Consider the following 16,702-nt stretch of genomic DNA (forward strand, 5'->3'; position numbering starts at 1 on the left):
GCAGCTTGCCGTCAGGGCTGCTGCGCCTGCAGGGCGGCCAGTTCCGCCCTGGCTTTTTCCAGCTTGCCTTCCAGCTTGGCGATTTTCTTCGGTTCTTTATTCGCTTCCTGGGCCAGGCGCAGCGAACGCTCCGTCTGGTTCACTTTCGCCTGCGCCTTCAGCACCTTCTTGTTGTGGCGTTCGATCAGGGTGCTATCGCGGCAGTGGGCGTTGACTTCGTCGAGCGCGCGCGTCAGGCCCGCGACCTTGTCGGACAGACCCTGTTCCTGCGCTTGGCGTAATTCGCTGCGGATGCTTTCGCGCTTGGCGGCGCAGCCCGTCAGCTGGGCATTTGCGACGCTTGCGGCGCTGGCGCCCACGGAGGCTGCGGCGAGCAGCAGGGTCAAGGCGGTTGTGGCGAGGCGGTTCATGGTGTTCCTGTCTAAGTGGTGAGCCCGTGCAATGTAAGCCTGCCAACGCCCCCTGTCAAACTTCGCCTGCCGTGCGCGCCGTTCTGGCGAGCCATCGGCTACCATGCCTGTTTTCTTCTTCCCGACTCCGCCGCATGCCCAGGAAATTACTCTTGCTGATCCCTTTACTATTGCCGCTGCCTGTTCTGGCGCAAACCTCGCCCACCTTGCTCGATCTGCAGCTGATCGCCATCAAGGCAAGGGCCGATGTGACGACCCATAGCCCGGAAAGCATCGCCGAGTTTGCCGAGACCCGGCGCGTGGCTGACACTGGCGACGTGGAGGCGCAGCTGGAACTGGCGCGCATGCTGCAGCTGGGCGTCGGTACGCCGCAAGACACGGCGCAGTCGATGGCCTGGATACGCAAGTCGGCCGAAGGCGGCTATGCGCCGGCGCAAGCGGCTTTGGGATTGGCCTACGCCGTGGGCGGCAAGGTGCCCATCGACCGGGTGCAGGGCGAATACTGGCTGCGCCAGGGCGTGGCGCAAGGCGACGCACTGGCGCAAACCATTTTGGCGCTGGAATTCATCGATGGCGACAGCAGTGCCGAAGAACAGGCGCTGGCCATCACCTGGCTGAAGGCGGCGGCGAACGAGCAGCACTTTGTGCCCGCCTACAATGCGCTGGGCGAGCATCTGATGCGGGCAGCCGTCGATGAACAGGGTCGCGGCGAGGCCTTCCACTGGTATGACAGATCGGCGCGTGAAATGCAGCCGGCCGGCATGCGCAACCTGGCCCGCGCGCACGAGCTGGGCCTGGGCGTGAAACAGTCGGACAAGTGGGCCCTGATCTGGTACGAGCGGGCGGGATGGAGCGGCGACGTGCCGGCCATGCGGCGCATGATTGACGTGTATGCCAAGGGCGAACTGGGACAGCAGGCGAATGCCGAAGACGCCGCCGAGTGGCGCACGAAACTGGCCGAGAAAGAAAAGCAATGAAGACCATCCTGTTTGTATTTAGCCTGGTGCTGGCGCAGAGCGTGCTGGCGCAGCCAGTGTCCCTGCCAGCGCCGCGTCAGCATCCGGCGCTGGTCGAATTCGACATGTCCGGCCTCGACGCCATGCGCGCCAGGGTGCAGGCTGTGATCAACCGCCCGGCCGACCTGTCGCCAGACAAGGTCGCCGCGTTTGAGAAGATACGCCGCGCCGCGGAAGGGGGCGACACGGTCGCCCAGCTGGACCTGGCGCAGATGCTGCACGACGGCGAGGGCACGCCGCGCGACGTCGACGCCGGCCTGGCGTGGATGCAGAAATCGGCCGAAGGCGGCTATGGCCCGGCGCAGGCTTTCCTGGGCGTGGCCTATACGCTGGGCCAGGGTATGGCCATCGACCGAAAATCAGGCGAATACTGGTCGCGCAAGGGCGCCGCGCAAGGCGTGGAGCTGGCCAACTTCACGCTGGCCATGCACTTCGAAAACATCCACAGCAGCGCGGAAGAACAGGCGCATGCGCTGCACTGGCTCAAATACTATGCCGAAAACGGCTTTATTTACGCCTACAATGAAATCGGCTACCGGCTGATGATGACGGCCAAAAACGAGGCGCAGCGCAGGGAAGCATTTGGCTGGTACATGCGCGCGGCCAAGGCGCTTGATCCGCCCGGCTTGAACAATGTGGCCTACTCGTATGAGGTGGGGCAGGGCGTGCCGCAGAGCGACGAGGGTGCCCTGGGCTGGTACGAAATGGCGGCCATCGCCAAGAGTCCTCCGGGCCAGACGGGTTTCGCTCGGCTGCTGGAGCAGGGCCGTGGCGGCCCCACCCGCCAAGGGCCGGCGCCCAAGCCCTTTGCGCTGTACCTGCTGGCGGCCAGGCAGGGCGATGTGGAAGCGATCGAACGGCTGATCAAGGTGTACGATAAGGGCGAACTGGAACAGGCAGCCGATCCCGCCCAGGCGGCACTGTGGCGCGAAAAGCGCATACTGGCCAAGACTCCCTGAGCGGGCATGACGCAGCGGGAGCGGCATGCTATCATCATTGTTATCGATAACAATATCATGAGAGACCCATGAATCCCGACTTCCGCTCCAGGCAGATGCTTGAAAATCACATCCTGCACACGATGCACTTTTATCACCCGCGCGCCATCGATGCGAGCGGCGGCTTTTACCACTTCTTCCTCGACGACGGCACCGTGTACGACGCGGCCACGCGGCACTTGGTCAGCAGCACGCGCTTCATCTTCAATTACGCCATGGCTTACCGCCGTTTCGGCGATGACGATTACCAGGCGGCCCTGCGCCACGGCGTGGCCTTCTTGCGCGACGTGCACCGCGACCCTGCCACGGGCGGCTACGCCTGGCAACTGAAATGGCAAGACGGCGTCAAGACGGTGGAAGACGGCGCCAACCACTGCTACGGCCTGGCCTTCGTGCTGCTCGCGTATGCGCACGCCTTGCAGGCGGGGATGCAGGAAGCGCGCGCGTATCTGGACGAAACGTTTGAACTGATGGAGCAGCGTTTCTGGCTGCCCGAACACGGCCTGTACGCGGACGTGGCCAGTGCCGACTGGGCGACGCTGGACGGCTACCGGGGCCAGAACGCCAACATGCATGCTTGCGAAGCCATGCTGGCCGCGTTCGAGGCGACGGGCGAAGCGCGCTATCTGCACCGCGCCGAGACGCTGGCGCACAACATCACGGTGCGCCAGGCGGGTCTGGCGAACGGCATGATCTGGGAGCACTACACGCCCGACTGGGCTATCGACTGGGATTACAACCTGCACGACAAGAGCAATATCTTCCGTCCCTGGGGCTACCAGCCCGGCCACTTCACGGAATGGGCCAAGCTGCTGCTGATCATGGAGCGCCATTCAAAATTCATGGCTGGCCCGTCCGACTGGCTGCTGCCGCGCGCGCGCGCCCTGTACGACACGGCGCTGGCCAAGGCGTGGGATGGCGCGCATGGCGGCATCCACTACGGTTTCGGCCCGCAGGACGAGATCTGCGATGGCGACAAATACTTCTGGGTGCAGGCGGAAAGCTTCGCCGCCGCTGCCGTGCTGGCCGCGCGCACGGGCGACGACGCCTACTGGCAAAGCTACGAGAAGATCTGGGATTACAGCTGGACGCATTTCGTCGACCACGAACACGGTGCCTGGTACCGCATCTTGACGCCCGAGAATCAAAAAATCAGCAACGAGAAAAGCCCGGCCGGCAAGGTCGATTACCACACCATGGGCGCCTGCCATGAAGTGCTGAACGTGCTCAAAGGTGCCGCATGAACGCCGCCAATTTCCCACGCTTTGTGTCGGCCGGTGAAGCGCTGACGGACATGCTGCGCACGGGCGCGGACTCCTGGAGCAGCCAGGTGGGCGGCTCGACCTGGAACGTGGCGCGCGTGATGGCGCGCCTGGGCGTGCCCAGCGCCTTTGCCGGTGCCGTCAGCCTCGACGTCTTCGGTGACGCACTGGCCGCTGCCACCGCAGCGGCGGGCCTGGACATGCGTTTCTTGCAGCGCCGCGCGAAGTCGCCGCTGCTGGCCATCGTGCATGAACTGCATCCGCCCACCTATTACTTCATCGGCGACGACAGCGCCGACCTGCATTTCGACGCGGCGCAGCTGCCTGCCGGCTGGATGCAGGGCGCGCAATGGGTGCATTTCGGCGGCATCAGCCTGGCGCGCGAACCGCTGGCGGGCAAGCTGGTGGCGCTGGCGCAGGAACTCAAGGCCGCTGGCGTGAAGATCAGCTACGACCCGAATTTCCGCATCATGATGGATGAGCGCTACGACGCTACCCTGCGCCGCATGACGGAACTGGCCGACGTGATCAAAGTGTCGGACGAAGACTTGGCGGGCCTGTTCCGCCACGATGACATCGATGGCGCGTTTGCCGTGCTGCGCGGCTGGAATCGGCACGCCACGTATTTGTATACGCGCGGCGCGCAGGGCGCGGCTCTGTACCGGGGCGAGCAGACATGGCAGGCGGCGCCGCCCGTCATCGAGGTGGTCGACTCGGTGGGCGCGGGCGATGCCAGCATCGGCGGCTTGCTGTACAGCCTGATGTACCGGCCAGAGGCCGATGGCGGCCAGCACTTGCGCTTTGCCGTGGCGGCCGGCGCGGGCGCCTGCCTGGCGGCCGGCGGCGCACCGCCGTCGGTGCAATTGGTGGAATCGTTGCTGGAGCGCACCATATTGGGATGATGTGGATAGCGTGTGCGTATTCAGCGGTGCCAGGGTGCCCTTCTTGCAAGAATAGGCGTAAGCTTTGCTTTCTCGCCATGTCAAGAGACTGTCCCGGGAACGGTATTCATCTGCGGGGACGGGCGCCAAGTCATTCGCTGACCAATATGCCATTCCTCCCAGTGCCATGCATGGCGCCACCTGGCCGGATCTGTGCGCTTTGCAGAGCATGGGCGCTGAGAAGGAAGGCCGCATGCATAAGATCTGGAAATTTTTCAATCCCAGGAGCTTCAAATTCAAGATGGCTGTGCTCGTTGGGCTGCTGGTGCTGGGCGCGACCGGCTCTGTCGCGCTCACATCGCTGTCCGTCGCGCAAGGGCAGATGGCATCCGTCATCGGCAATCAGCAATATGCCTTGCTGACCAGTGCGGCTGCCTATATCGATGCAGACTTGAATGCGAAGAAAGCACTGCTCAAGGTGCTGGCGGAAGGGCTACCCGCAGAGGTGCTTGCACATCCGCAGCGGATGCAGGCATTTATTGAAAAGCATCCAAGCCTGCGCGAGGAATTTTTCAATCTTGTCGCCTTGGATGCTACTGGGCTATTAATTGCCAGCATGAATGACAGGCGCGTGGTCGGCAAGTTCAATTTTGCCGCGCGGGACTATTTTATCGATACCGTGAAATTCAGGGAAGGCGTGATATCGCGTCCATTCAAGAGCCAGCTGTCGGGCAAACCGATTGTGCTGGTAACCGAACCGATCTATGACGCCGCCGGCACATTGCTGTATGTGATCGCTGGTGGTATCAATTTGCAAAGCCCGACATTTTTCGGCCAGTGGGAGCAGCTCAAGCCGGGCAAGAGCGGTTATCTGTTCATGCTGACCGACGACGGCACGATACTTCACCATCCGGACCCGGCGCGCGTCCTGAAGCGCGTGAGTGAGGAAAAGGGTGGGGCTACGCCTTCCACCTTGGCCGCATTGCGTGGTTTTGATGGCTGGACGCAGGGTAAAAGCAAGCTGGGCGTGCAGGCCATTATCACGTACAAACATTTGCATGCGGCCGACTGGATCGTCGGTGCCGTTTACCCTGAAAGCGAGGCATTCACGCCGATCACCGATATTTATGCCAAAGTCATCATTGCTTCCTCAGGCGTCGCCTTGCTGGCCAGTTGTGCCGGCTGGCTCGCGGTGATGCTGCTCTTGCGTCCCTTGGGCGATCTGGGCCGGCATGTGGCGAGCATACGCTCCGGCAATGCCGATATTGCGGTGTTTGATATCGCCCGCAAAGACGAGTTCGGGAAGCTGAGCCGTGCATTCTATGCGCTGTCACTGCAGCGGGAAGCTGCGGAGAGCAACCTCGCTGCTCTGGCGCGTACTGACATGCTGACCGGCCTGCATAACAGGCGCATGTTTGACGAAGCGCTGGCCGCAGCATTGACGCGCGCCCGGCGCGCTGGTACGGGCCTGGCGCTGGCTTATCTGGATATCGATTATTTTAAAAAAATAAATGATACATACGGGCATGGCATCGGCGACCTGGTGTTGATTGAATTTGCCAAACGGCTCAAAGCTTGCGTGCGGGCCTCGGATACAGTGGCGCGCCTTGCCGGTGACGAGTTTGTGATCATTTTTGAACAACTGGCGGATCAGTCCGAGCTCGCGATACTGGGCAAGAAAATCGTGCAAGAGATGGTCGTGCATTTTGATTGTGGCGGCATCGGTCTGCATGTCGCCACCAGTGTCGGCCTGGCGTTCAGCGCCCAGGGCGATACGACGGCAGGGACATTGTTGACGGCGGCCGATACGGCGCTCTACCAGGCAAAAAGCGCTGGCCGCAACGGTTATGCCGTCACCTCCATCGGCAGCCCCGCCTTGACCGAGACGGTGTAGGACATCGCCTGTTCTGCCAGCGTCAAGGTCTGCGCTGGCCCTTTGCCGCCAGCGGCGCATACCTGCCCGACGATGCCCGCTCGACCAGCGTAAATTCCATCAGGCGATGCGTGGCGGGCGCCGTTTCCCCCGCGCGGCGCTGGCGGATTTCGTCGATGACGAGACTGACGGCGGCGCGCGCCATGTCGGCGATGGGTTGGTGGATGGTGGTCAGCTCGGGCCAGACGGTGGTGGCGACGGGCGTGTCGTCGAAGCCGCACACGCTCAATTCGGCCGGCACCTGCAAGCCCATGCCGTGCGCCACGGCCAGGGTGGCGGCGGCCATGTCGTCGTTGCTGGCGAAGATGGCGCTGGGGCGCGGTGTTTGCGCCAGCAACTGGCGCGCCGCGTCCAGTCCCGAACGATACGTAAAGTAGCCTTGCGCCACCCTGTGCGGCGGCACCTGCAAGCCCGCTTCGCGCATGGCGTCCTCGAAGGCCTGGCGCCGCAGCAGGGCGGGCGTGTGCGCCGGATCGCCTTCGATGAAGCCGATGTCGCGGTGGCCCAGCGCGAGCAGATGGCGCGTCATGGCCAGCGCGCCTTCATAGTCGTCGATGCGCACGGCCGACACATCGGGCGAGGGGCGCGCCGTGGCCACGGCGATGGCGGGGATGCCCATCTGGTTCAGCTGCGCCAGCACTGCCGGCGAATCGCACAGGGGCGGCGGCACCAGGATGCCGTCCACGCCGGCCGCCACCAGGCAGGCGATGCCGGCGCGCTGGCTGTCGATGTCTTCGCAGCGTTCGAGCAGCAACTGGCCGCCGCCCTGGCGGCATTGATCCATGGCGCCAACTAAAAATTCGCTGAGGAAGGCGGCGCTGGGGTTGCTGTACAGCAGGCCGATGCGCAGGGTGCCCGTGCGGGCGAATCTGGCCGCCAGGTTGGGCTGGTAGTGCAGGCTGGCGATCGCCGCCTCGACCTTGTCGCGCGTGGCCGCGCTGACGCTGGCGCGTCCGTTGATGACGCGCGACACCGTCATGGCCGATACGCCGGCCACGCGCGCCACGTCATGCACGGTGGCACCGCTGGCGGCGTCGGAGGAGGCGGGGGCGGCGTGCGCCGCCTTATTCGAGGTGGCCACCGAATTTCAGCTTGCCGCTGATGCGCATGCCGTGCAATTGACCCTCTTCCAGTTCGGCGGCGCTGGTGCGCTGCGCCGTGTCGCGCCGCGCCAGTCCCACGGACAGGATATCGAGCATCATCAGCTGCAGCAGGCGCACGATCATGGGCACGAAATTGAGGTTGCCTTCCGGGTGGTTCAGGGTCAGCAGCACGTCGGCCAGCTTGGCCAGCGGCGAACCGCTGGCTGTAATGGCCAGCACGCGCGCGCCGCAGCCCTGCGCTACCTTGACGGTGCGCAGCAGCTCGGGCAGGGCGCCCGAGCGGGAAATGACCAGCGCCACGTCGCCTGGTTTCAGCATGGCGGCACTCATTTCCTGCGCCTGCGGATCGGCAAAGAAGCTACTGACGATACCCAAGTTGAGCAGCTTGTGCTGCATGTCGTCGGCCACCACGCGGGCGCTGCCCACGGCCAGCAATTCCACGCGCTGCGCTGCGCGCAGCAGTTCGATGGCGGCCGTCAGCGCCTTCACGTCGAGCATGTCGCGCAGGGCCAGTGCGGCCGAGGCGTTATTGCCCAGCACCTTGCGCGCCAGTTCCGCGTCGGAGTCCGAGATTTCCACGTGGCAGTGCGCCACCGTGATGGCGCCGCCCGTCAGGCCGGACGCCAGCTTCAATTTGAAGTCGGCCAGGCCCTGCACGCCGATCGAGCGGCAAAAGCGCATCACGGTCGGCTGGCTCACGCCGACCCTCTGGGCGATTTCGGCGATCGGCAAGGTGAGCATGGCGTTCGGCTCTTTCAGCACCCAGTCGGCCACCTTGCATTCCGAGGGGCTCATGCGCCCGCGCGCCTGGCGCACCGATTCGAGCACGGGTGCGCCGGAATGGGCGCGCTTGAGCTTTTGCGCCAGGATGGCGGCGATGCCCAGAAAAGTAGGCAGTTCGGCCGTGATCAGGAAAGTGGGGATCTGCGCCAGGTATTCGTTCAGGCGGCCCTTTTGTTCGAAGCGGGCGCGGAACTGCGACTGTTCGAACAGGGGACCCAGGCGCGGCACGATGCCTCCGCCTATATAGATGCCGCCCAGCGCACCGAGCGTCATGGCCACGTTGCCGGCGATGGAGCCGAGGATGGCGCAAAAGCAGTCCACCGCTTCGATGCACACGTCGCATTCATTGTTCAGGGCGCGGCTGGTGATGTCGGCCGCCAGCAGCGGCGGCGCATCGGGCTTGCCTGCGCGCTCGGACAGGGCGCGGTAGATCAGTTCCAGTCCGCGCCCGGAGGCGAGGCGCTCGGCCGAGACGTGCGACAGTTCGCGCCAGGCGAAGGACAGCACGTCCATCTCGCGCTGGTCGCAGGGCGCGAAGCTGACGTGGCCCCCTTCGCTGCCCAGCGCGATCCAGCGGTCTTCGGCGGGAATCATGCCCGACACACCCAGGCCCGTGCCCGAACCGAGCAGGCCGATGACGCTGTCGGCGCGCGCCATGCCGCCGCCGATCTGCAGGCGCTGGTCGGGCCGCAGGTAGGGCAGGGCCATGGCCAGCGCCGTGAAGTCGTTCACCACCAGCAGTGTGTCGAGGCCCAGCGCTGCGCGCATCGCTTCGATCGAGAAGAACCAGTGATGGTTCATCATGCGGATATTGTCGTCGTCGATGGGATTGGCGATGGCGATGGCCGCATGGCGCACGCGCGCCGAACCGGCGGCACGCGCCTCGCTGCTATCCATATACGCGGTGATGGCGTCGAGCAGCGAAGCGTAGTCGTCGCAGGGCAGCACGGCCACCGCTTCCAGGTGGCCCTGGCGCGTTTCGAGCACGAAGCGGGCATTGGTGCCGCCGATGTCGGCCAGCAAACGCGGCCCTTCACTGAAACGCTCCGCCGGATCGCTGCCTGCTACTTCCATTTTTTCATCAATTTTCATGGCGCTGCTTAGTCTCGTCTGCGTGCGCGGTCGTGGCGGCGCACTGTCGTTATGGGCAAAAACCAAGGATTTTAATTCGTATACGTGCCGCGTGCCGAAAAATGCAGGGTGCCTGCGCAAATGCCTGCATGCAGCGCCAGAAACGCTGGCGCCAGCGGAAAAACAGGGCAGTCAACTCGCACATCAGTACGCAAATAAAGTGTCGCAGAGTAGTCGTAGGATTACAACATAATATGTTGATATTTGTTCGTAGTATAGTTACTATGTCCCTGCTGGAAAGAATTCTGGCCAGTACATTCGGCCACGAATGACTAGATAAAAAATAACTACTGAGGAGACTTACCATGCTGCATCGCACCATGTTGAAGGCCGTGTTGAAAACGCTGCCAGCTGCCATCGTCTTAGCCATCGCCAGCGGTTCCGCTGCTGCCGACCCCATGTACCCAAGTGACTCCGAAGGCTTCCATGGCTACCTGCGCGCCGGCGCCGGCAGCAATACGTCGGGCGACGGCGGTTCGCAAGGCTGCTTCGGTCTGGGCGGCAATACCATGAAATACCGTCTGGGCAATGAGTGCGACGCCTACACGGAATTCGGCTACACCAAGTCCGTCGCCAAGTCCGGCGGCGTGAACTACCTGGCCACCATCTGGGTCAACGCCTACGCGCCAAACTCCGATTTCGGCGACAACAAGCTGGGCATCGTCAAGGCCTACGTCGAAGCGCAGGGACTCGATTTCCTGAACGGCGGCACGGCCTGGATCGGTAAACGCTTCTACTACCGTCCTGACATCCACATGCTGGATCTGCAATACATCAACATGAACGGCACGGGCGCCGGCCTGGACCGCATTCCTGCGGGCCCGGGTAAATTCTCGTATGCCTTCTTCAAGGACAACGACATCAAGATCGCGTTGCCGAACGGCGGCGTCAACACCAAATCGGCCGTGCGCCAGAACTTCATCTTTGGCGAGATTCCCGTCAATGCAAACGGCACCCTGGACCTGGCCGCGACCTACATCATCGGTGAAGGCAAGGATGATGTCGCCACTGGCAAGCGCAATAACGGCTGGCAACTGTCGGCCTTCCACCGTCAAGGTAAAGTGTTCGGCGGCGGCAACACCTTCGGCGTGCAGTACGGCGTCGGTCCTGGTACCGGCAATGGCGCGCAGTTCGGCGCGTCGGGCGACACCAATTTCGGTTCGGACGTCAAGCGCACGCGCATCTTCAATGACATGGCGATCCAGCCGATGGCCAACTTCGGCATGGAATTCGTCGCCCTGTGGCAAAAAGACGAGTCGAACGCCAAAGGTTCCTCGACCTGGACCTCGGTTGGCGTGCGTCCTGTGTATGCATTCACCGACAACTTCAAACTGGTGGGCGAACTGGGCACGGATCGCGTGACGCAAGCGGGCGGCCTGCCGGCCAAGCGTTTGACCAAGCTGACCATCGCGCCGACGATCTCGGCCGGTCCTGGCTTGTGGTCGCGTCCTGAACTGCGCGCTTTTGTTACCTACGGCAAATGGAACGATGCGGCCACCGCGTCGGTCAATACGTCGAACAACGGCGGCCCGATCTACAACAACAATACCAGCGGCACGTCGTATGGTTTCCAAGTGGAAACCTGGTTCTAAGTTTGCAGGCGTCGTAAGTCTAGATCAACCTGGCGCATCCTTCGCGGATGCGTTTTTGGCGCCGTCCCGTGATATAAATACGATGTAAGCATGTCATGGATCACGGCGCCGTCTTTTCACAGAAGATGATGCCCGTTTGCAAGCGGGTCTGAGCACAAGAGCGCCGGTACAGGCGCAGATTTCACCTTTTTCGGCCCCCGTATGCCGAAGCCCCCTAAAAGCTTGATCAAAAAAGGAATGTGGAGATGAAACTGAAATTCAAGATTACCCAACTGGCCGCACTGACCACCCTGGCATTTGCCGGCAGCGCCTTTGCGACCGACGTGGAAGTGTTGCACTACTGGACCTCCGGCGGCGAAGCGAAGTCCGTGGGCCAGTTGCAGCAAATCGTGAAAGAAAGCGGCTTCGGCTGGAAAGACTTCGCCGTGGCTGGTGGCGCTGGCGAAAACGCCGCGACCGCGCTGAAAACCCGCGTCATTTCCGGCAACCCGCCAACGGCCGCCCAGATCAAGGGTCCATCGATCCAGGAGTGGGGCGCGGAAGGCGTGCTGGCCAATATCGATGATGCCGCCGTTCCAGGCAAATGGGATGCCGTGCTGCCGAAAGTCGTCGCCGACATCATGAAATACAAGGGTCACTACGTTGCCGCTCCCGTCAACGTCCACCGCGTCAACTGGATGTGGGTCAATCCGGAAGTGCTGAAAAAAGCCGGCGTGGCCACCACCCCGACCACTTGGGATGCGTTCTTCGACGCGGCCGAGAAAATCAAGAAATCGGGCGGCATCGCGATCGCCCACGGCGGCCAGCCTTGGCAGGACGCCACCGTGTTTGAATCGGTCGCGCTGGGCGTGGGCGGCACGGAATTCTACAAAAAGGCCATCCTCAAGCTGGACCAGAAGGAATTGACCGGCCCGACCATGCTCAAGGTGTTCGACACCCTGGGCAAGGTGAAGACCTACATCGACAAGGATGCGGCCGGCCGCGACTGGAACCTGGCCACCGCCATGGTCATCAACAACAAGGCCGGCTTCCAGTTCATGGGCGACTGGGCCAAGGGCGAGTTCACGGCCGCCGGCAAGGTGCCGGGCAAGGACTACCTGTGCGTGGCAGCGCCTGGCACGGACAAGGCTTACACCTTCAACATCGATTCGTTTGCCATGTTCACGCAAAAGGATGCGAATGCGAAGAAAGGGCAGATCGCCCTGGCCAACGCCATCATGAATCCGAAGTTCCAGTCGATCTTCAACCTGAACAAGGGTTCCATCCCCGTGCGTTCCGGCGTATCGAAGGACAAGTTTGACGCTTGCGCCCTGAAATCGATGGAAGACATGGACGCCACCAACAAGACCGGCGGCCTGGTGCCATCGTTCGCGCACGGCATGGCGCTGCCATCGGCCACGCAAGGCGCCGTCACCGACGTCATCGCCAAGTTCATGAATACCAACATGAGCTCGAAAGACGCGGTTGCAGCCTTGGCCAAAGCGGCAAAAGTGAAGTAATCACGCCGGCGCCGGCACTCCCGCCGGCGCCCGCTGCATCGCATGCATCGCAGGCGCCCGCCCTGGTGTTCATCCAGGCCGGCGCCACACGCAGTTCTCTCTACGGCTCTCCTATGTCCATACGCAAGCAATTCGACCGATGGATACCGCAGATGGTGCTGGGCCCCACGCTCATCGCCAGTCTGCTATTCGTCTATGGTTTTATCTTTTTGACCGGTTGGCTGTCGCTGACCGAATCGCGGCTGATGCCGAACTACGAGTTCGCCGGCCTGGTGCAATACGTCGAGCTGTTCGACAATGAGCGCTGGTGGACCTCGCTCAAGAACCTCGGCATCTTCGGTGTCCTGTTCATCGGTTGCAGCATCGCCATCGGCCTGTTCCTGGCGATCCTGCTGGACCAGAAAATCCGCGCCGAAGGCGCGCTGCGCGCCATCTACCTGTATCCGATGGCGCTGTCCTTCATCGTCACCGGTACGGCCTGGAAATGGATGCTCAATCCCAGTCTGGGCCTGGAAAAGGTCATGCACGACTGGGGCTGGACCTCGTTCACCTTCGACTGGCTGGTGAACTCCGACATGGCCATCTACACGGTGGTGATCGCCGGCGTGTGGCAATCGTCGGGCTTTGTCATGGCTTTGTTCCTGGCCGGCCTGCGCGGCATCGATGATGAAATCATCAAGGCGGCGCAAGTCGACGGCGCCTCGCTGCCGACGATCTACTGGCGCATCGTGATTCCCGCCATGCGGCCCGTGTTCTTCAGCGTGCTGCTGATCCTGGCGCATATCGCCATCAAGAGCTTCGACCTGGTCATCGCACTGACGGCTGGCGGACCTGGCAACTCGTCGTCCGTGCCGGCCATCTTCATGTACCAGTTTTCCTTCACCCGCGGCCAGCTGGGCCTGGGCTCGGCATCGGCAATGATGATGCTGGCCACCATCGTGGCCGTGCTCGTGCCGCTGATGTACCTGGAAACGCGCAGCGCAAAGGCGATGAGATGACACACACTCCTACACGTAACAACAAACTCACCCTGGGACGGGTGGTGTTGTACCTGCTGCTGATTCTGTTCGCGGTGTACTACATCGTGCCCCTGTACGTGACCCTGTCGACGTCGTTCAAGTCGCTCGACGAGATCCGCAGCGGCAACCTGCTGGCCTTGCCGCACGTATGGCAGTTCGATTCCTGGTCCAAGGCCTGGTCTTCGGCCTGCACCGGCGTCACTTGCGACGGCATGCAGCCGTTCTTCTGGAACTCGATCAAGATGGTGATACCAGCCGTGCTGATCTCGACCTTCCTGGGCGCCTTCAACGGCTACGTGTTCGCGCACTGGCGCTTCCGTGGTTCGGAAATGCTGTTCGCCGCCTTGCTGGTGGGCTGCTTCATTCCGTTCCAGGTGGTGATCCTGCCGATGGCGCGTTTGCTGGGCGAATTCGGCCTGGCCAACACCACCACGGGCCTGGTCTTCGTGCACGTGGTGTACGGCACGGCGTTCACGACCCTGTTCTTCCGCAACTACTACATCGGCGTGCCGGAAGAACTGATCAAGGCGGCGCGCATCGATGGCGCCGGCTTCTTCCTGATCTTCCGCAAGATCGTGCTGCCGATTTCGGGTCCGATTTTCGTCGTCTGCATCATCTGGCAGTTCACGCAGATCTGGAACGACTTCCTGTTCGGCATCGTCTTCGCCAGCGGCGATTCGCAACCGATCACGGTGGGCTTGAACAATCTGGTCAACACGTCCACGGGCGTGAAGGAATACAACGTCAACATGGCGGCCGCGGTAATTGCCGCGCTGCCTACCCTGCTGGTCTATCTGGTCGCAGGCCGATATTTTGTGCGCGGTCTGACCGCAGGCGCAGTCAAAGGTTAAGGAAATAATATGTCCAGTTTATCGATACGCGGTATCCGCAAGGTGTACACGAATGGCGTCGAAGTCCTGAAAGGCATCGACATCGAGATCAAGGATGGCCAGTTCCTGATCCTCGTCGGCGGCTCCGGCTCCGGCAAATCGACCTTGCTCAATATGGTGGCCGGCCTGGAAAGCGTCACCTCGGGCGAGATCCTCATCGACGGCAAGGTCGTCAACGACCTGCCGCCGAAGGACCGCGACATCGCCATGGTGTTCCAGTCGTATGCGCTGTATCCGTCGATGACGGTGCGCGAAAACATCGCGTTTGGCCTGAACGTGAAAAAGGTGCCGAAGGCGGAGCAGGAAGAAATCGTCGCCCGCGTTGCCGAAACGCTGCAGATCACGCACTTGCTGGACCGCCGTCCGGCGCAGCTGTCGGGTGGCCAGCGCCAGCGCGTGGCCATGGGCCGCGCCATTTCGCGCAAGCCTTCGCTGTTCCTGTTCGACGAACCGCTGTCGAACCTGGACGCCAAGCTGCGCGTGGAAATGCGCGCCGAGATCAAGCTGCTGCACCAGCGCCTGAAAGCGACCATCGTCTACGTCACGCATGACCAGATCGAAGCGATGACCATGGGTGACCTGATCGCCGTCATGAAGGATGGGGTGGTGCAGCAACTGGGCACGCCGCAGGAAATCTACGACAATCCGGCGAATCTGTTCGTGGCAGGCTTCATCGGCTCGCCATCGATGAATTTCATTACCGTCAAGCCTGTCATCGAGGGTAACGAGGTGTTTGTCGCCATCGACAACGCGGGCAAGAGCATGCGCCTGGCCTTGCCTTTCGACGCCGACAAGCTGCGCGCCTACGCGGGCCGCGACGTGGTCCTGGGCGTGCGTCCGGAACAGATCACGGACATGAGCAGCGCGCACGGCGACGTGGGCCAGGAACTCGGTTGTCTGATCGACCTGGTCGAGCCGACCGGCCCGGATACCCTGCTGACGACGCGCCTGAACGGCGCGGCCGTGACGTGCCGCACGCACCCGCGCGAAGCCGTGCTGCCGGGGCAGACCATGCAGCTGTCGTTCAACCTGTCGAAAGCGGCACTGTTTGATCCGGCCAATGGCGAACGCATCGCGTAAGCGGCACCTGCAATAGAAAACGGCCCGCCTGTCAGCTGACAGGCGGGCCGTTGTTGTTTGCGCCGGCGATTATTGCGCCAGCGATTTCCTGTACGCGATGGCGTAGCCCAGCTTGCCTTTGTTCTGCGTCAATTCTTCCAGCGTTTCGCGCTCGACCTTGTCCAGTGCGCCCAGGTCAGCGGCGCGCTTGCCGCCGCTGACGATGTCATCGGGCCGCAGCGCCACCATGGCCTGTGCCGCTTGCAGGATGACGCCGGCATACGCGGCGCGATCAAGCAGGTCGATGCGCGCCAGGTCCAGCGCCGGTTTGCCGCGCAGCCAGCCGGCCCAGTAAAACTCGAGAAATTCCGTGGCCTGCGCGGGCGGCTTGTAGCCGATCTCACGCGTAAAGTAGACGAGCGAGCGGTACGGGTCGTCGCCCAGCGATGCCAGGCCGATGGCGGGTGGAAGCTGCTGCGGCGTGATGGCCTGGTTCCTGCCATTTTTCAGCCACACCTTGTTTTCTGCGCGCATGCGCGTCCAGAACGCCGCTTCGCCCAGTGCGCTGAAATTGTCGCTGACCTTGACCCAGACTTTCAATTGATGATTGCGCCCGCCATCGGCCTCCCAAAAGGTGGAAAACGTGTGGTGGCCATCGGTCAGGTACACGACGCCGCGCGGGCCGATGACGACGCTCTTCATGTCGTCCGGGCGGCTGCCCACGGCCGCCTTGCAGCGGTAGCTGGCCGGTGGCGCGGCCAGGCTGGCACCTGGCACATTGGCCGTGTTGGGCAAGACGTCGCCCTGGCCATTGGCCTCGCACAGGTCGGCGAATTTCTTCGGCCTGGCGATGTCGGCGATGTGTTTTTCTTCGGCCGCATAGCGTCCCAGCTTGTAGTACACCTGGTCGTAACCGATCGCGGGCTGGGTCGGGTGCAGTTCATCGAGGCGCACCTGCAGGATGCGCGGATGGGCGGCGCTGCCCACGACGGTGGCCATCAGCGCCTGCTGGCGCGCACTCGGTGCCGGTGCCGGTGCCGTGGCGACGGCGGCATCCTTGGCCCATGCCGCATGGCTGAAGGACAGGGCCAGCAGCAGGGCGCTGGCAGTGTGCGTGGTGTGCATG

Annotated in this window: 14 protein-coding genes; 10 read left to right on the forward strand and 4 right to left on the reverse strand. The window is 62.7% G+C overall.

Translation table 11 applies throughout. The features are described 5' to 3' along the window. Positions 1 to 11: 11 nt before the first annotated feature. Entirely contained in the window at positions 12 to 410 is a 399-nt protein-coding gene (locus C8C92_RS12440) for a DUF1090 family protein (protein ID WP_165829402.1), read from the reverse strand. Positions 411 to 562: 152 nt separating this feature from the next. Between C8C92_RS12440 and C8C92_RS12445 the strand changes: the two genes are divergently transcribed. From C8C92_RS12445 to C8C92_RS12465, 5 genes are all read left to right on the forward strand, one after another. After that, on the forward strand, positions 563 to 1,387 hold the full coding sequence (locus C8C92_RS12445; protein WP_165829404.1) for a tetratricopeptide repeat protein: 825 nt from the start codon (positions 563 to 565) through the stop codon (positions 1,385 to 1,387). Continuing rightward, positions 1,384 to 2,385 carry a tetratricopeptide repeat protein gene (locus C8C92_RS12450; RefSeq protein ID WP_116744093.1) on the forward strand — a complete coding sequence of 334 codons (1,002 nt, stop codon included), beginning with the start codon at positions 1,384 to 1,386 and terminating at the stop codon, positions 2,383 to 2,385. Before C8C92_RS12445 ends, C8C92_RS12450 begins: the two co-directional genes overlap by 4 nt. Before the next feature lie 68 nt (positions 2,386 to 2,453). Then, entirely contained in the window at positions 2,454 to 3,668 is a 1,215-nt protein-coding gene (locus tag C8C92_RS12455) for an AGE family epimerase/isomerase (protein WP_116744094.1), read from the forward strand. Next, positions 3,665 to 4,588: a carbohydrate kinase gene (locus C8C92_RS12460; RefSeq protein WP_116744095.1), complete on the forward strand. Its 924-nt coding sequence runs from the start codon at positions 3,665 to 3,667 to the stop codon at positions 4,586 to 4,588. The genes C8C92_RS12455 and C8C92_RS12460 overlap by 4 nt, the downstream gene beginning before the upstream one ends. A 232-nt stretch (positions 4,589 to 4,820) precedes the next feature. Then, a complete protein-coding gene (locus C8C92_RS12465) occupies positions 4,821 to 6,461 on the forward strand; it encodes a diguanylate cyclase (protein ID WP_165829411.1) in 1,641 nt (546 codons plus the stop codon). A 22-nt stretch (positions 6,462 to 6,483) separates the two neighbouring features. Here the strand turns inward: C8C92_RS12465 and C8C92_RS12470 are convergent, their stop codons facing one another. Both C8C92_RS12470 and C8C92_RS12475 read right to left on the reverse strand, forming a co-directional pair. Beyond that, entirely contained in the window at positions 6,484 to 7,581 is a 1,098-nt protein-coding gene (locus C8C92_RS12470; protein WP_116744097.1) for a LacI family DNA-binding transcriptional regulator, read from the reverse strand. Next, positions 7,565 to 9,478: a glucokinase gene (locus C8C92_RS12475; RefSeq protein WP_116744098.1), complete on the reverse strand. Its 1,914-nt coding sequence runs from the start codon at positions 9,476 to 9,478 to the stop codon at positions 7,565 to 7,567. The genes C8C92_RS12470 and C8C92_RS12475 overlap by 17 nt, the downstream gene beginning before the upstream one ends. Before the next feature lie 344 nt (positions 9,479 to 9,822). Between C8C92_RS12475 and C8C92_RS12480 the strand changes: the two genes are divergently transcribed. From C8C92_RS12480 to ugpC, 5 genes are all read left to right on the forward strand, one after another. Continuing rightward, on the forward strand, positions 9,823 to 11,109 hold the full coding sequence (locus C8C92_RS12480) for a carbohydrate porin (RefSeq protein WP_116744099.1): 1,287 nt from the start codon (positions 9,823 to 9,825) through the stop codon (positions 11,107 to 11,109). 245 nt (positions 11,110 to 11,354) lie between these two features. Further along, positions 11,355 to 12,608 carry an ABC transporter substrate-binding protein gene (locus C8C92_RS12485; protein ID WP_099759620.1) on the forward strand — a complete coding sequence of 418 codons (1,254 nt, stop codon included), beginning with the start codon at positions 11,355 to 11,357 and terminating at the stop codon, positions 12,606 to 12,608. A 113-nt stretch (positions 12,609 to 12,721) separates the two neighbouring features. Continuing rightward, positions 12,722 to 13,606, forward strand: a complete 885-nt coding sequence (locus C8C92_RS12490; RefSeq protein WP_071077887.1) for a sugar ABC transporter permease — start codon at positions 12,722 to 12,724, stop codon at positions 13,604 to 13,606. Next, positions 13,603 to 14,478: a carbohydrate ABC transporter permease gene (locus C8C92_RS12495; RefSeq protein WP_071077886.1), complete on the forward strand. Its 876-nt coding sequence runs from the start codon at positions 13,603 to 13,605 to the stop codon at positions 14,476 to 14,478. The genes C8C92_RS12490 and C8C92_RS12495 overlap by 4 nt, the downstream gene beginning before the upstream one ends. A gap of 9 nt (positions 14,479 to 14,487) precedes the next feature. Then, positions 14,488 to 15,597, forward strand: a complete 1,110-nt coding sequence (ugpC, locus tag C8C92_RS12500) for a sn-glycerol-3-phosphate ABC transporter ATP-binding protein UgpC (RefSeq protein ID WP_116744100.1) — start codon at positions 14,488 to 14,490, stop codon at positions 15,595 to 15,597. A gap of 69 nt (positions 15,598 to 15,666) precedes the next feature. On the opposite strand, the gene C8C92_RS12505 is transcribed toward ugpC, so the two are convergent. Continuing rightward, a complete protein-coding gene (locus C8C92_RS12505) occupies positions 15,667 to 16,701 on the reverse strand; it encodes a ParB/Srx family N-terminal domain-containing protein (protein ID WP_207780996.1) in 1,035 nt (344 codons plus the stop codon). Between the last annotated feature and the right edge of the window lies 1 nt (position 16,702).

It is taken from the genome of Janthinobacterium sp. 78 (genome assembly GCF_003096775.1).
GTDB classification, from domain to species: domain Bacteria; phylum Pseudomonadota; class Gammaproteobacteria; order Burkholderiales; family Burkholderiaceae_D; genus Janthinobacterium; species Janthinobacterium tructae.

Bases quoted from the DNA above. Each gene is read 5' to 3' on its own strand.
- C8C92_RS12490 (WP_071077887.1), top strand. From the start codon at position 12,722: ATGTCCATACGCAAGCAATTCGACCGATGGATACCGCAGATGGTGCTG.
- C8C92_RS12505 (WP_207780996.1), bottom strand. From the start codon at position 16,701: ATGCACACCACGCACACTGCCAGCGCCCTGCTGCTGGCCCTGTCCTTC.
- C8C92_RS12440 (WP_165829402.1), bottom strand. From the start codon at position 410: ATGAACCGCCTCGCCACAACCGCCTTGACCCTGCTGCTCGCCGCAGCC.
- C8C92_RS12485 (WP_099759620.1), top strand. From the start codon at position 11,355: ATGAAACTGAAATTCAAGATTACCCAACTGGCCGCACTGACCACCCTG.
- C8C92_RS12480 (WP_116744099.1), top strand. From the start codon at position 9,823: ATGCTGCATCGCACCATGTTGAAGGCCGTGTTGAAAACGCTGCCAGCT.
- C8C92_RS12455 (WP_116744094.1), top strand. From the start codon at position 2,454: ATGAATCCCGACTTCCGCTCCAGGCAGATGCTTGAAAATCACATCCTG.
- ugpC (WP_116744100.1), top strand. From the start codon at position 14,488: ATGTCCAGTTTATCGATACGCGGTATCCGCAAGGTGTACACGAATGGC.
- C8C92_RS12495 (WP_071077886.1), top strand. From the start codon at position 13,603: ATGACACACACTCCTACACGTAACAACAAACTCACCCTGGGACGGGTG.
- C8C92_RS12460 (WP_116744095.1), top strand. From the start codon at position 3,665: ATGAACGCCGCCAATTTCCCACGCTTTGTGTCGGCCGGTGAAGCGCTG.
- C8C92_RS12475 (WP_116744098.1), bottom strand. From the start codon at position 9,478: ATGAAAATTGATGAAAAAATGGAAGTAGCAGGCAGCGATCCGGCGGAG.
- C8C92_RS12465 (WP_165829411.1), top strand. From the start codon at position 4,821: ATGCATAAGATCTGGAAATTTTTCAATCCCAGGAGCTTCAAATTCAAG.
- C8C92_RS12450 (WP_116744093.1), top strand. From the start codon at position 1,384: ATGAAGACCATCCTGTTTGTATTTAGCCTGGTGCTGGCGCAGAGCGTG.